General features: G+C 40.5%; 12 protein-coding genes. 8 read left to right on the plus strand and 4 right to left on the minus strand.

The genetic code is table 11. The annotated features are described in order from the left end of the window. Positions 1–6: 6 nt before the first annotated feature. Together CYJ37_RS01055 and CYJ37_RS01060 are read left to right on the plus strand one after the other, a co-directional pair. Positions 7–1,110, plus strand: coding sequence for a 5-methyltetrahydropteroyltriglutamate--homocysteine S-methyltransferase (locus CYJ37_RS01055; protein WP_101547563.1), 1,104 nt, complete (start codon positions 7–9; stop codon positions 1,108–1,110). A gap of 131 nt (positions 1,111–1,241) precedes the next feature. Beyond that, positions 1,242–1,682: a cell wall hydrolase gene (locus tag CYJ37_RS01060; RefSeq protein WP_022543758.1), complete on the plus strand. Its 441-nt coding sequence runs from the start codon at positions 1,242–1,244 to the stop codon at positions 1,680–1,682. Positions 1,683–1,768: 86 nt separating this feature from the next. Here the strand turns inward: CYJ37_RS01060 and CYJ37_RS01065 are convergent, their stop codons facing one another. From CYJ37_RS01065 to CYJ37_RS01075, 3 genes are all read right to left on the minus strand, one after another. Then, positions 1,769–4,810, minus strand: a complete 3,042-nt coding sequence (locus CYJ37_RS01065) for an FIMAH domain-containing protein (protein WP_101547564.1) — start codon at positions 4,808–4,810, stop codon at positions 1,769–1,771. Positions 4,811–5,054: 244 nt separating this feature from the next. After that, entirely contained in the window at positions 5,055–6,647 is a 1,593-nt protein-coding gene (locus CYJ37_RS01070) for an FAD-dependent oxidoreductase (RefSeq protein WP_101547565.1), read from the minus strand. A gap of 190 nt (positions 6,648–6,837) precedes the next feature. Further along, positions 6,838–7,467, minus strand: coding sequence for a YesL family protein (locus CYJ37_RS01075; RefSeq protein ID WP_101547566.1), 630 nt, complete (start codon positions 7,465–7,467; stop codon positions 6,838–6,840). 335 nt (positions 7,468–7,802) lie between these two features. Between CYJ37_RS01075 and CYJ37_RS01080 the strand changes: the two genes are divergently transcribed. From CYJ37_RS01080 to CYJ37_RS01095, 4 genes are all read left to right on the plus strand, one after another. Beyond that, positions 7,803–9,068, plus strand: a complete 1,266-nt coding sequence (locus CYJ37_RS01080) for a sugar ABC transporter substrate-binding protein (protein WP_180827219.1) — start codon at positions 7,803–7,805, stop codon at positions 9,066–9,068. A 144-nt stretch (positions 9,069–9,212) separates the two neighbouring features. Beyond that, positions 9,213–10,148, plus strand: a complete 936-nt coding sequence (locus tag CYJ37_RS01085; protein ID WP_257964181.1) for a carbohydrate ABC transporter permease — start codon at positions 9,213–9,215, stop codon at positions 10,146–10,148. A 33-nt stretch (positions 10,149–10,181) separates the two neighbouring features. Next, a complete protein-coding gene (locus tag CYJ37_RS01090) occupies positions 10,182–10,988 on the plus strand; it encodes a carbohydrate ABC transporter permease (RefSeq protein WP_101547567.1) in 807 nt (268 codons plus the stop codon). 27 nt (positions 10,989–11,015) lie between these two features. Then, positions 11,016–11,915 (plus strand): Gfo/Idh/MocA family protein, encoded by a 900-nt coding sequence (locus CYJ37_RS01095; protein WP_101547568.1) that lies wholly within the window; start codon positions 11,016–11,018, stop codon positions 11,913–11,915. 65 nt (positions 11,916–11,980) lie between these two features. Here CYJ37_RS01095 and CYJ37_RS01100 read toward each other — a convergent pair whose 3' ends face one another. Next, positions 11,981–13,351 (minus strand): hypothetical protein, encoded by a 1,371-nt coding sequence (locus tag CYJ37_RS01100; RefSeq protein ID WP_101547569.1) that lies wholly within the window; start codon positions 13,349–13,351, stop codon positions 11,981–11,983. A 202-nt stretch (positions 13,352–13,553) separates the two neighbouring features. Here CYJ37_RS01100 and CYJ37_RS01105 point away from each other — a divergent pair, with 202 nt between their 5' ends. Beyond that, positions 13,554–14,570 (plus strand): NAD-dependent epimerase/dehydratase family protein, encoded by a 1,017-nt coding sequence (locus CYJ37_RS01105; RefSeq protein WP_101547570.1) that lies wholly within the window; start codon positions 13,554–13,556, stop codon positions 14,568–14,570. Continuing rightward, positions 14,570–15,625 (plus strand): dihydrodipicolinate synthase family protein, encoded by a 1,056-nt coding sequence (locus CYJ37_RS01110; RefSeq protein WP_180827220.1) that lies wholly within the window; start codon positions 14,570–14,572, stop codon positions 15,623–15,625. The genes CYJ37_RS01105 and CYJ37_RS01110 overlap by 1 nt, the downstream gene beginning before the upstream one ends. Positions 15,626–15,636 lie beyond the last annotated feature (11 nt).

Consider the following 15,636-nt stretch of genomic DNA (forward strand, 5'->3'; position numbering starts at 1 on the left):
TTCATTATGACTAAGACACTTGTTAAAGCACCATTCAGAGCAGATCATGTAGGAAGCTTATTGCGCCCGGAGAGAATCCATAAGAGCAGGAAGGAGTTCCAGGAAGGCACGATTACAGCCCAGGAGCTGCATGCTATTGAGACAGAAGAAATCAAGAAGATTGTGGACAAGCAAATTGAGGTCGGCCTTCAGGCTGTCACCGATGGGGAATTCCGCCGCCGGTTCTGGCATACCGATTTCCTTGAACATTTGAATGGGGTGGAGGGCTACGTGCCGGATCATGGCTTTGCCTTCAAAGGGGAAGAAACGGAAAGATATGATGTGAGGGTCACAGGAAAAATTACGTTTAACCAAGATCATCCGCATATTAAAGACTTTATCGAATTTAAAGAAATTGTCGGTGACCGTGCGGTTGCAAAGCAGACCATCCCAAGCCCTAACCAATTATTTAACGCAGGCATCCGCAACCTTGATATCTATCCGGACGTTGAAGATTATGCGAATGATATTATCCAGACTTACAAGGATAGCATCAAAGCCTTCTATGATGCAGGCTGCCGCTACCTTCAATTTGATGATGTGTACATCGCCGGCCTGAATGCACCGGAAATTCCATTCAATGACAGCGGCTATTCACGTGAGGAATTAATCAGCCTGGCATTAAGAGTTGTGAACGGTGTGCTGGAGGATAAGCCGGAGGATCTGACTGTAACCACTCACCTTTGCCGCGGGAATTACCGCTCTAAATGGGCATTCGAAGGCAGCTATGCCAAGATTGCACCTGTATTGTTTGCAAAAGAGAAGGTGAACGGATTTTTCCTGGAATACGATGATGACCGTTCCGGCGATTTCGGTCCTCTGGAGTTCGTTCCAAATGGCGGACCGTTGGTGGTGCTTGGTGTATTCACGTCCAAGCATGGCACTTTGGAAGACAAGGAGAACATTAAAGCACGTGTAGAAGAAGCAACCAAATATCTACCGCTGGAGCAATTATGCATCAGCCCTCAATGCGGATTCGCTTCTACCCATCACGGCAATATCCTGACAGAGGAAGAGCAGTGGGCTAAGCTGAAGTATATTGTAGATATTTCTAAGGAAATTTGGGGATAAAATATTTAGCGAACAGCTTATGGATGCTGTTCGCTTTTTTTTGTACCGATTATAAAAAGGACATCCCCATTCCACAATCACTAACATTCAAACAGGCCTCCCCATCATACACTGTCATGGAGGTGAGATATATGCCACGAGTGAATTACCGAAGTGCTGATGTGGATTTGATGGCCAGGATGATGCGGGCAGAGGCTGAAGGGGAAGGCAAGCAGGGTATGCTGTACGTGGGAAATGTGATTGTGAACCGTCTTTTAGCCAATTGTTTGGATTTTAAGGATTTGAGATCTGTTCGGGATGTCATCTTTCAGGTGCAGGGCGGAAATTATTCTTTTGAAGCCGTTCAAAAGGGCAATGTGTTTTATCAAAGGGCAAGGGAAGCGGAGAGACGATTAGCCAAGCAGAACCTTGATTATTGGAGACAGCATCCGGGGAAGTATGCTCTATGGTATTTTAATCCGTATGCCCCTTGTCCTCCCACTTGGTATGATCAGCCTTTTGCCGGCCAGTTTAAGAATCATTGTTATTATGAACCGAAGGCAGGGACTTGTGAGGCTGTTTATAGTGGTTAAAAAAAGAAGGAGTCGAATCTCTAATAAGTTGGGCGGCCAGACAGCCAGATTATTCCGGCTGTCTGGCCGCCATTTTTTGTTTATTGTTAAATTTTATAAGAACGCTCTATAGAATTTACATTAGTGTGCAGGATCTTGTTAACGGCTTCGTCTGTACTTTTTTTGTTCAAATGTTTTCGAAAGTCTTCAAGATGCTTTATAGCTTGCTTTAAGTTTCCTTTCCTGTAATGCTGATCAGCCTGTTTTAAAGAGTTTGTCAGCTGTTTTGAAAGGGGATGTGGAAGGATACCTGCTTCCTCTAATCCAAGTATTTGACTGGATAAGCTTTCAGCAGTTACTTCAATTGTGATGGTAATTTTATTGGTGATCACCTTCTCACCATTATATGACACCTCTGCAAATATCTCTGTAGTTCCAGCATTGAATGCACTAAGCTTACCTTCTTTAATGGATGCAGCCACTGGATTGGATACAGACCACTTAATCTCTGCACCGGCGAGATTGATTTCATTTCCATTTGAGAGGGTGACAGATAGCTCAAGCTGCTGCTGACTTCCTTGAATAAGCACGTCATTTTCTGCAGATAATGAAGCTTTATCTAATTTAACAGGCAATTGATATAAATTATGGTCAGCCGTATAATATATATTTCCTTCATTGTCTACATCCATTAGTTGGACAGTGCCTGTAACCAATTGTTTGCTTTTCATAGTATTAGGGTCTATAACGGTTAATTTTCGGCCTGCTGTTGTATAAAGATAGCCATCATTATCCCAGCGAAGGAAAAATGGCCGCCATTGGCTTCCGCGATTTTCACCCTTATATAATTGTGTGCTTTTTATAACTTCTCGGCTTTTCGGATCCATTGCAAAAACAACAGAGTTATATTGACCTTTTTCATCTAACCCCCAAGCGATTCCCCAGACTTTCCCGTCAGGGCCAATGGATAGCTCGCCAATCATTTCCGGCTTTGCCAGCCCTTCTACATTAAGTTCAAAGACTTCATGCTTTTCTGTCTTCACATCGTATTGGAACATTTTTGCGGTCGGCTCAGTAGGCTCTATCCCCAGGCCGCCTGATATTGTTGATCCGCCAAACACGACCCCATTTTGGTAGGCTAAGCCAATAATAGCTTGATTTTTTATAATGTTGCGGATTGTTTTCCATTCTTGATTAACAGAATCATAAATAGTAAAGGCACCGCCCAACTTTCCATAATCAGGGATTGTTCCTGTGAATAGCTTATTATCCCCTGATGTAAAAGTAAAAGGCCTGCTTTGGTCATCACCCATATCATAAACCATTTCCGGATTATCCCCATTACTGCCATTAGAGTAATTAAATGGCAAATCAGGATTAAATTTAAAGATCCTGGCACCGCCATACGTTCCCAAATATACATCGCCATTCAGAAAGCCTATTCCTTCAATTTGATGTGGGTCGCGTTCATGTAGCGTGTATTTATCTATGGATGTATCAAAAATACCAAAGGAACCTTGATAGCCACCCATGTAAATCCTCTGGTCTTCTCCAATTTCAAGGCTTTGCATCAGCAAGCCTTGCATATCCACTTCAGGATACTTTACTTCAACCGTCTTCTCTTCAGGATCAAAGAGGGAATATTCAATCTGGTGGTGAAGAATGGCCAGCACGTCTTTGCCGTTTTCATCTTTAATCCAGCGGATTGCTTTAGCAGGAGAAGCTGGCAGCTGTAAGGCAGGTTCCACTTTTGATGTTTCATGCGTTCTCATATCATATGTCCATAACTGCTGTGTGTTTTTGTTAATATAATAAATTAAATTTTCATTATATGGAGAGGGAGGGGATATCAGACCGTCAAATGCATTCTCATCCTGCCAGCCCATAGTTTTTTTAACTTCTCCAGTTGTTTTATCTATAGTGATCATTGATGTTCCATAGGCTACAAAAATATTGCTGCCATATTCCCATATATTCGATATTTGGGTAGAAGTTCCGGTAATCGGTGTGCTGATTTCAGTTCTCTCGCCTGTCTTCAAGTTCATTTTCATAAGGTAGGCAGTGGTGCCAGTTCCAACATAAAGATTTTCATTAGTAATTCCGAGCCCTCTGGCATACTGCTGCCCTTCATAAAACGTGCCTAAATCAGTGAATTCACCACTTGCTATATCAAACTTAAAGACTTTTGCGTTCGGATATGTTGCGCCATAAATGGCCCCATCGTGCGAAGCCTCCAGCTGCCAGACCCAATTGTCAGAAGGGTTTTTCCCCAGCTGCTCAATTCGCTGCTCTTTAACCAAATATCTGTAAAGGATGCCGTTTTGAGTGCCGGCAAAATAAACATTGTTATCGGAACCGATAACCATTCCCCAAATGACATCATTCCCGGGCAGGCTTTGAGAGAAAATTTTCTTGCCAGTAATGGCGTCTGCAGCATAGAAGGTCGAAGGGGAGCCGTTAGTAGCGTAATACAATTCACCTTCACCAATGGCTACGCCTTGTGACTTTGCAGCAAGCGCAGCCGGGCCGTGATTAATGGTTTCTCCATATTCTATTGGAAATTCAAGTGCATCTGATTCCAGTTCGAATAGTTTAATATCATCATAATACCCTTTCATTGCTGCTGTAGAGGATTGATAGATAAAAACCTTTAAACCTTTGGCGCCAGTTGGGGCGGTCGCTTTAATATCAACACTTTTCCATTCGTTAAAAGAGCTAATATCGAAGTATTGCGGAGTGTCAGACATAATCTTTCCTTGCTCATTTATCCAGCGGAGCCAAATTCCTGGCCTTCCTTTTAATTCTTCAACATAAATTTTTGCAGAAAGTTGATATTTACTTCCTTCTTTGATTGAAATTTCCTGGCTGAACAAACCAACCACTCCAGAGTTTTGTACAGACAGACTTTGATTGCCTGTATTTACGACTTCCTTTGATACCGACATACCCGAACGATATCCGCCAGTCCAATAATCCCATAATGGAATCTCTGATGCTGGAGTGGATTCGGCTTCAAAATCGCCATTTGGAACCAGGATTTCCTTTCCTATTTTATTTTCAGCAGAGGTGGGAAGGGGAGTAAAGGAGATAGAAGTTAGTATTAATATTATAAAAAGCAATAAACATAGGGAATTTTTATTTAAATGCATTTTTATGGATACCCTCCTATAATCTTTAATCAAATAAGATCATGATTTTTTTGATCCCACATGGTAAGCTATTCTAGAGATCACCTCGATTTCTTGTCTAGTTAATATTGAGTTTTGAAAATTCAGATTTAATTCAAGAATATATAAAGTGCCTTGTCTTTAAAACGTCTAAAAAAGGCCTCTTTATGCTGTCCAGATTAAAATGATAAAAGGCCACCATAAAAAAGGTGGCCTTTATCAATTTTTATGATTTACCAAATGTTGATTCCATACGCTGGACTGGATCATCCTCAATTGTCTCATCCCACTCAAGCACCTGCCCATATTTGATCAGCTCATCTTTCAATAGTTCATATGGAACTGCTTGAACCGCTGAATCCGTTCGAAGAGCTAAAGCTGCAGCTGCGCCGGCAGATTGGCCGAGTATCATGAAGACAGGCTCCATCCTGATTGATCCATAAGCGATATGCGAACTGGATAAACAAACGGGAACAAGTAAATTTGTACATTCCTCTGCCTTTGGAAGGATGGAACGATAAGAGATTGGGTAGGGGGAAATTGGAATTTCCACATCACCTTCATTATAAACTCTGCCGTCTATGACCATTCTTCTGCAATGATGGGAGTCCATCTGATAGGAGGCAAGGCCGATTGAATCTGTCACCAAGGCTTCTCCCAGGCAATTATGGTCAGTCATTATATAGTCTGATATCATTCTCCTTGCTTCCCGGATGTAGAGCTGGTGAGGCCAGTTGCCGGTATCTGTAAATTCGTCCTGGGCCAGTCCCCATTTTCTTACTTCATCTTTTATATGTTGAGGAACCTCATCATCATTGGCCAAAAAGTACAGCATGCCAAGATTATATACAAAATGATCCTGGAATATTTTTTCCCGGGTTTCATAGCTTCCTTCAGGCCACTCATAATTCCGGCCAATATTATCAGTGGAGAATCCTCCATAGTTATTCAAGTCTGTTTTTTCGTTTGGGAGCATAGTATGCAGATTCATGGCATCCCATACCCCTGCCTTTATATAACGCAGCAATAGCTTGAAACGATCCCTGCTGTAGGAAGGCGGTTTTGGAAATGGAATCAGGTTTTTCCTGTTTTTTGTCAGGCAGATACGGAAATTATAGGCCTGAATCCGATGGTCACCTTGTCCTTGATATCCTATAGTGTCAGGTCTGTTTTCAGTGATTCCTTGAAGAATCCCGCTAGATGGATCACCTTCAACGATATATGGATCGACCCATTTTTCAAATTGATGATGCGGGTGGCCGAATTGGATTCCATTATATGTTTCTTTGTAGGTGGAGTTTGACTCTCTTCCTACAAAGTAAGAAACATTCGATTTAGCCATCAGATCGCCTTCATAGCTGGCATCTATGAAATAACTTCCTTTGTATGCAGTCCCGTCCTCCATGATAGCTTCAGTGATTCTTTGGCCCTTAGTTATTACTGTCTCTAAATGCTGGTTGTAAATGACTTCAATTTTATATTTTTTAATCCAATGATCAAAAACATATTTAGCTGCCTGAGGTTCAAAAGTCCATTGTTCATCAGTGCTGTAATAATATCCTAACTCGCGGAAGAACTCTCTTGATAATCCGCCAATGGCTTCCTTTGCCCCACAATCAGAAGCACCCAGTCCACTTGCAGTAATCCCTCCAATATGCCTTCCAAATTCAGCTATCACCACTGATGCGCCCATCTTTGCTGCTTGTATGGCTGCTGTAATGCCTGACGGAGTTGCACCATACACAATAACATCCCTTTTCACTACAAGGTCAGACACTTTTGGGACGGGCTTATAATAATAAAGCTTGCTGAAATCCATCTATAAACCTCCTTAGCATGGAATCCACGATACTCTGAAGAAGAATAGAGTATAACTTTAATCGCACTCGGCGAATCAATGGATTTTATACTAAAGTCTAAAAGAAAAAAGTCATTTTTCAAGACTATAATGGGTCTTTAAATCCTTTGTTTGAAATTTTCTGAAAAGGAGTGTCAATCGTTTGGCGCTGCTAAGCTGATGGATTATTAATCATATTTTTACGTGCTGCTATCCTGCACAGGGCCCGGTTGCTGCACCAGGTTATCGATAATGCCATTACGCTTCCGGTAAATAAAGGAATAATGCCTGGTATTAACCTTGAAATCACCATTAGCCCCATCACAGCAATAAATATAAGTAACGTTTCAACTATACATGTTGCCCCGATGAGGAAAGATTGTTTAACATACTGAAAAAAATTTAAATTAAATTGATTGTAAACTGGGAAGAAGTAGAGAAGCGTAATGATATATGTAAGAGCCACGCAGATAATTAGCGGGAGAAAGAATTGCAGATTAAAACCATTTATGTGCAAAAATAAAAAGTCATAAACTAAAATATAGCCAATTACAATAAAAAACAAACCAAACTTATTAAGAGTGAAAAACTCTTTCTTATAGGTATTCCAAAACACAGAAAAAATCTTTTCCACCGGCTCTTTCAGCAGCCATTGACGTGTAATGGCAAACATGGCACCAGTGGCTGGAAATAAACCAAATAAGCCAAAACCTAACAAAGTAAAGCCGATCCATAGAATATTCAAGTAAGCAGCCTTTAGCATCCAAATTGAAAAGACATTGAACTTTTCCCAACCACCCAAGAAGTTTCCTCCATTTCCTTTCATGATCATTTTACATAAATTACAAATTCAATGTAATTATTATAACATGGACTTAGTAACAGGGAATTTGATTTTGTTTAGTTCGAAATGACAAATAAACCAGCTGATATGTTTTTTGATAATTTTGAATTAAAGACCCTTTATAGACTTGTCACAATATTAAGAAAAAAATAAAATGGGTTTAATAAGATTTGTTGATTTATTGTTATTGCTTTCATGGAGTGAAAAGCTATTTTCAAGGAGGGATCAGAAGAAGTTTGGATTTAAGTTTAAAAGATGTAAAGCTTTTGAATCCAATAATGGGGGGTTTCTTAATGAAAAAGAAAAAAATATGGTTTTTGGCTCTTTTGATGGCATTCTGCCTGGTAATGGCAGGGTGCAATAATGAAACTGGAACAACATCTGATGAGAAGTCGGACGGCAAGTTAGGCGGGGAGATCACTGTCTGGGTTCATCCTTATACAGGTGATGCCAAGAAAGAAGAAGAAATGTGGAAAGAAATCGTTGCTAATTACAATAAAGACTTTCCCGATGTAAAAGTAAATATTGAAACGATTCCATGGTCTAACCGGGATCAAAAAGTCCTTACTGCACTAGCAGCTAATAACGGTCCGGATGTTTTCTATGCCATCCCTGACCAAATGCCTCAGTATGCTGATGCAGGAATGCTGTTAGAATTGGATCCTTACCTGGAAGATAGTGACCTAGAAGGGTTTGTTGAGTCTTCTTTGGTATCAACAACATGGAAGGATAAAAAATATGGGCTGCCAATTTTACAGGAAGCTTATACATTCTTCTATAACCTGGATGTTGTTAAAGCGATTGGGGAAGACCCATCCAAGCTTCCAACAACATGGGATGAATTCGAAGATTGGGCTGCAAAGGCAAAAGCAAAAGATTTCTATGCATTGTCTTATGCTGGCGGAGGTTCCATGAATGGTACGATCTATCCATGGATCTGGCAGGCTGGCGGAGATGTTGTGACTGAAGATAACAAAGTACTTATCAATAGCGATGAGAGTGTCAAAGCCTTCGAAATGGTAAACAATATGTATAAGAATAAATATATTCCTGAAGACTCAGTAACAGCAAGCAACCACAATGAACTGTGGTTCGGCGGGAAAATACTGGCGATTCTTGGATCCGGAATTGATATTACCATGCTTCAAAAAGAGGGAAAATTCGATTTTGCTATTGCGCCTCCTTTAAAAAATAAAGAGCAATTAACCTACGGAACTACAGGAATGTTCACAGTACCATCTAATAGTGATAATCCTGATGCGGCAGCGGAATTTGTAAAAGCTGTCACGAATGCAGATAATCAGCGGATATTCAACACTGTAACTCAGTATATCCCGACTCAGGAAGAAGCAAAAGATATCTTTGATTCTAACGAATATATGAATCAGCTATCCGGATATACCCAATATGCTCTTCCAGGAGTTATCCATCCAAAAGGCCGGGCAATCATGCCATTTATCCAGGCAGAGGTACAATCAATGATGGCAGGAGAGAAGACTCCTCAGGAAGCAGCAGACGCAGCGGCTGAGCAAATCGAGGCAGAGCTGGCTAAGCCGTAGAATTATGGTCTAAGCTTAGAGGGTTTTATTCCATTGTGGATAAAGCTCTCTATTGCTTAATTCCATTGTTCATGAATTGGGCAGTTTTCATTCCCTCAGCTGACTGTCTATTAAAAATTGAAATTAGGTGATTCCTTGGAAAAGATCTTAGCAAATGATAGCAGGGTGCCACTCATAGCAAAGAAGCCTCTGGCAAAAAGAATAAAGGATGAATGGAGGAAGAATGCTCTTGTTTATATTATTCTCGTGCCCATCCTCATCCATTTTCTTATCTTTCAGGTTTTCCCGTTTGTTTACAGCTTTATTTTGACTTTCCTGAATTACCGTATAATCGGTACTTCTGAATTTGTAGGACTGCAAAATTGGAAGCAGTTATTCCAGGATAAAATAGCATGGAAATCCATATGGAATACAGTTTTATTTTCATTTTATTATATTGCGCCAACAATGGCGTTAGGACTGATCCTTGCACTCGTTCTGAAATCCGGGGTCCGGTTCACAAAATTTTTTAAAGGGATTTTCTTCCTTCCGGTCGTCACTTCATTCGTTGTTGTGGCTGGCATTTGGGAATGGCTTTTTTCAGGGACAGATTCAGGCTTTATTAATTTTTTACTTGGTTTTTTTGGTGTGGATACCCAATTATTTCTTTCTGATTCTTCACAGGCTCTTATTGTATTAGCTGGTTTAAGCATTTTCAAAGTATCTGGAAGCACCATGATTTATTATTTTGCCGGGCTGCAGTCAATACCTAAAGATATGTATGAAGCAGCAAAGATTGATGGGGCTTCTGCGTTTAAATCTTTTTGGATGATTACATTCCCATTGTTGAAACCAATCCATTTCTATGTGCTGATCATTACAACGATTGGTTCCTTCCAAATCTTTGACTCGGCATTTTTGTTAACGAATGGGGGACCGAATTTCTCAACCAGTACAATCGTTTATTACCTATATTCGATCGGCTTTACAAATCTGAACTTCAGCTATGCGGCGGTATTATCTTATGTACTATTTATCATCATTTTAATTATATCGCTTATCCAGAGGAAATATTTTGGTAATGATCAAAGCATTTATTAACAGCAGTGTGGCAGTAAGGGGGATGAATCCGTTTTGGGAAAAAAGACACTGAAGTATTTATTGACATTCTTTCTGGCTTTTTGTTTCCTGCTTCCTTTTTTAATCATGGTCTTGAGTTCATTTAAAGTAACAACTTTTGCTGCATTGGATCCCTTGTTTTGGATCCCGACAGATCCTTCATGGAGCAACTTTGCCTACCTGTTCAGGAATGACAATTTTCTTCGATGGATCTTAAACTCTATTATTGTGACGGTAATCCCAGTTTTTTCTCAAATGTTCTTTGCCGGGATACTGGGTTATATTTTTGCCAGAAAGCAATTCATTGGAAGGGAAGTAATATTCTGGACGTTCATGGCGGTCATTATGATCCCTTCCCAATTATTAATCATTCCGAAATTCATCATGTTCTCTAAGTTTGGCTGGATAAATGAATATCAAGCATTAATTGTTCCTGAATTGTGGGCGATCATGGGAGTTTTTCTGGTCCGTCAATTTATGCAGGGAATTCCTATGGAACTTGATGAGGCAGCCAGGATGGACGGGGCCAATGATCTTCAGGTGTTCCGCAGGGTTTATATGCCATTGGCATTCCCGGCCATTGCAACTGTAGGGACATTTGCTTTTGTAAGCAACTGGAATGATCTTTTTCAGCCATTGATTTATATGACAAATGAAAAAATGTACCCTATTACAGTAGGGCTCGCCTCAACTTTAAACAAAGAAGGGAATTTCGGGATTGAAATGGCAGGAGCTACCATATCCTTCATTCCAACTTTCCTGATATTCTTGTTCTTCCAGAAATATTTTACAGAGGGTATCCAGTTATCAGGGCTAAAATAAGTCTTCAAACCTGGAGGAATATACAATATGTCGACACTTAACTTAGGTATGATTGGACTGGATACCTCCCATGCTGCTATATTCACAAAACTGCTGAATGACCCTAAGGAGGCATTCCATGTTGGTGGTGGAAAAGTGGTCATTGCCAGTCCCGCCGGATCACCGGACTTTGACTTAAGCTGCTCTCGTATAGAGGGGATTACAAAGGAAGTTGCAGCTTATGATGTAGAGATAGTTAAATCTATTGAAGAGGTGGCAGAAAAGTGCGATGCCATATTGGTTGAGTCTGTAGATGGAAGAGCTCATTTAGAGCAGGTCAGCAGACTCGCTCCTTTTCAGAAGCCGCTTTTCATTGATAAGCCATTTTGTTTAAGTGCAGCTGATGCAGTAAGAATGATAGAGATAGCAGAGCAGAATCAGGCTCCTATTATGAGTGCATCTGCTTTGCGTTTTGCCGAAGCGCTGCAGAAGTCCCTGGCTGCTTTGGAAAAACGTGAAATCATTGGGGCAGACTGCTTTGGACCCATGGAAATGGCTGTGACTCAGCCTGGGTATTTCTGGTACGGAATCCATGCCATTGAAATGCTTTATGCCATTTTAGGGAGAGGTGTTCATCATATTACAGCTGTAGGCAATAGAGATCATGATCTGATTGCAGCCCAATGGGAAAATGAAAAAATCGGTACGGTTAGGGGAAATAGAAGAGGCAATTACAGTTTTGGAGCGGTTATACACCATGAGCAAGGAAGTGAATATATCTTGGTTGATTCATCTGCAAAGCCTTTCTATGCAAGTCTTCTGGAGCATATTATTCATTTCTTTTCTACTGGAAAAACAGCTGTCCCTTTGGAAGAAATCCTGGATATTATCCGTTTTATTGAAGCAGCCAATAAGAGCAGAAAGACAGGAATGAGGGTATTTCTGTAAAAGGATTTGGGGGAGAAAAGGATTCAGCAGCGATAAGTATGCAGCTTCCTCCTTTTGTAACTCTTTTACCAGTTTTCTTTCTGATGCTTATCGATAATGAAGCTGAGGGAATAAATGCGTCTTGGCCTTCCTTTATAAGTGATTTTTTCTTCTCCGGCAATATCTACCAGGTTGGCATCCATCCATTTTAGCAGAATCCGGTGAGCGCTCCGGATAGTGATATTTAGCGTATCGGCCAATTCCTGTGCTGTGTAATCGTATTTCTTGTGCCGTGCCACACGAGCCATCAGCTTAGTCATATATGCTGCCGACATCCCAGCTTTTTCTGCTTTTTCAAGCAATTCGGCATCAGTAATGGAAAGGTCATATTTTTCATATTGGTTGTCTGTGATTATATCTACCGGGCCAATGACACTTTGATCTTCACGGACTATATAGCAGACGTTCCCATTCAATTCTTTTGATTGGCGCAGTGCAAGCCTGGCATGGTTGCCTGCTTCCGCTGCAGAACGGCCGAAACCGACTCCTATGCTGATTGTTACTCCAAGCTGGCTTTTGACTGAATTTAGCAGCGGTATATATTTATACCCGCGTGTTTCTCTTTCGAAGATTCCGCGTGTAGTGATGAATGAGAATTCATCTCCCCCTGAATTGATTAAATGTCCATCCAGGAGTTTTGTATAATTCAACATGATTTGCTGGAACTTCAGCTTAAATAATTGCACCTCATGTTCTGTCGTATATTTCTCTGTAGCTTTATCAAACTTATCAATGTCGATGATACCGAATACTATTTGAGATTCTTTATTTTTCCTTGCTTCTGTTGCCAGCAATGCCCTTTCAAGTGAAACCATTAGATCCTGATAAGTTGGTGTCACCCATTCGTTGGGAACTCCGAGTAGAGTGAGCTGCACGGAAACTTCAAGGATACCGGTAATTGCAATGGAATCGAACTTTTCATGGTTTTCCTGGTGAAAAGCAATAATTGATTCAATTGATTCAGGATGATCATAATCAGGTAAATAAGATTTCCATTCATATTTGTCTGCTTTTAATTCAAAGAGGATTCTTTGGATATATTTTTCTTCTACGGTATCAATTGAAAAATGATTAAATTCATTATGCGTCTTAATTAGGAATAAAGAGCGGTAAAGACCTGTTCCCATGAGCGGTACATATTGAGCCGGAATCGGAAAATTTACAAGCTGCTTAGCTTTAGAATAGCATGGAAATTCGGTGAACAGCAGGACTTCTACTTGCGAAATCAGTGAAGACAATATTCCTTGTTCAATCGTTGAAGATGTTGCTTCGAGAAAGACAGGCTTGAAATTCGGGAAAGCTTCCAGTGCTTTCAACATTTCCTTTTTTAATGCCTCTGGACCTACAATGCCAATGATAATTTCAGTACCGTAATCGATAAAATGGCTGTTTTTCATATTGTTCACTCCATTAAAAGACTTTTTAAAGAAATGTCTTTAATTATTATAATACAAGATTAGGTTTAATTTTTGCAATTGTCAAATTATTTAGAGTTCTGGCGTTCATTAAAAGACCTTTAAGTGACTTGTCTTTTATTAAAGCCCTATATAGAATTAAAATAATTCTAAATTATCCGTAAAAATAGGAGGCATTGGAAAAATGCGAACAATCGAAGAATTAGAGGATTTTATGACTGAACCAAGTAAACAGTTAGTCAAAGATATAGAGCAGGTTGATGGAGACATCATGATTTTGGGTGTTAGCGGTAAGATGGGGCCAACGCTGGCAAAGATGACAAAAAGAGCAGTAGACCAATCTGGTATTGAGAAAAAAGTAATTGGGGTTGCAAGATTTTCCGAAAAAAGTTTACAGGAAGAATTAGAGAGCTTGGGCATTGAGACAATCAGGGCAGACCTTTTAAAGGAAGACGATCTCAGCAGCCTTCCATATGCCAAAAATATAATCTATATGGCTGGAACCAAGTTTGGAACTGTCGGCAATGAGCATTATACATGGGCAATGAACGCTTATCTCCCTGGAAGAGTTGCTGAAAAATTCAAAGACTCACGCATTGTTTCTTTCTCAACAGGTAATGTGTATCCATTCACGAATGTTGCAAGCAATGACTGTACAGAGGATATTCCGCCAAACCCTGTAGGCGAGTATGCACAGTCATGCTTGGGCAGAGAACGGATTCTTACGTATTTCTCAAAGAAATATGAAACACCGATGGTGATTTTTAGATTGAATTATAGCATTGATCTTCGCTATGGTGTGCTCCTTGAAGTCGCAAAGCAGGTTTATCACGATAAGCAAATCGATTTAACCATGGGGAATGTTAATGTCATTTGGCAAGGTGATGCAAATGAATATGCCATCCGCTCGTTATTGCATACAAATCATCCTCCTAAAATAGTAAATGCGACCGGACCGGAAACTTTATCAATAAAATGGCTGGCAAAGGAGTTTGGTAAACGGATGGGCAAGGAACCTTTATTCATTCACTCGGAAAGTCCGACTGCCTTGCTGAATAATGCTTCAAATGCTCACAAATTATTTGGCTATCCAAAGGTAACCGTCCAGCAGATGATTGATCTGATTGCAGACTGGGTGGTCAAAGGAGGTCACACCATCAACAAGCCGACTCATTTTCAAGAAAGAGAAGGTGCTTTTTAATGCTGAAGGAAGCTGTTAAAAGGAAGCTTTATTCAGGAACAATCATTCCGGCTCATCCACTTGCTTTGACAGAAAACAGGCAGCTGGATGAAGCTAGCCAGAGGGCCTTAACGCGCTATTATATTGATGCCGGAGTGGGAGGAATAGCCGTCGGGGTCCATACCACTCAGTTCGAAATTCGCGATTCAAGGTTTGGCCTCTATGAAAAAGTGCTTGCCATAGCCCTGGAAGAAACAAAGCGGGCCAATGTGCCCGATGACTTTATTAAGGTGGCGGGTATTTGCGGTGAGACAGAAGAAGCGATTAACGAAGCAAAGTACAGTAAATCGATAGGCTATGATTTAGGTCTCTTAAGTATGGGCGGGCTGGATCATTTGTCTGAGGACGAACTGCTGGATCGGGCTGAAAGAGTCGGAGAAATCATTCCCTTATTCGGTTTTTATTTGCAGCCGGCAGTAGGAGGAAGGGTGTTTTCATTTAATTTTTGGGAGCGCTTCGCCTCACTTTCAAATGTTTTTGCGATAAAAATTGCACCTTTTGATCGGTATTTTTCAATTGATGTAGTCCGGGCGGTTTGCCATTCTGCCCGCAACAAGGAAATCGCTTTATATACAGGAAATGATGATAATATCGTAAATGATCTTACAGCCAATTATGAATTTAATGTAGAAGGGCAGAAGGTTCAGAAGCAAATTGTCGGCGGTTTGCTTGGTCATTGGTCTGTCTGGACAAAACAGGCAGTTGAAATATTTGAAGAAATAAAAAAAACACAAACACAGTCCATGATACCTAAGGATCTGCTCATCTTGGGACAACAGATAACAGATGCCAATGCAGCAATTTTTGATGCAAAAAACAGTTTTAAAGGAAGCATTGCAGGAATAAATGAGGTTTTATCCCGGCAGGGGTTATTGAAAGGAAACTGGTGTTTGTCTGAACGAGAAGTATTAAGTCCAGGCCAGGCAGAAGAACTGAATCGTATATATGCCAGCTATCCGCATTTGCATGACGACGAATTCGTTAAAGCAAATTTATCTAAATGGCTGAGTGAATAATTGGGGAGGCT

Source organism: Bacillus sp. UMB0728 (assembly GCF_002858875.1).
Taxonomy (GTDB): Bacteria; Bacillota; Bacilli; order Bacillales; family Cytobacillaceae; genus Bacillus_AB; species Bacillus_AB infantis.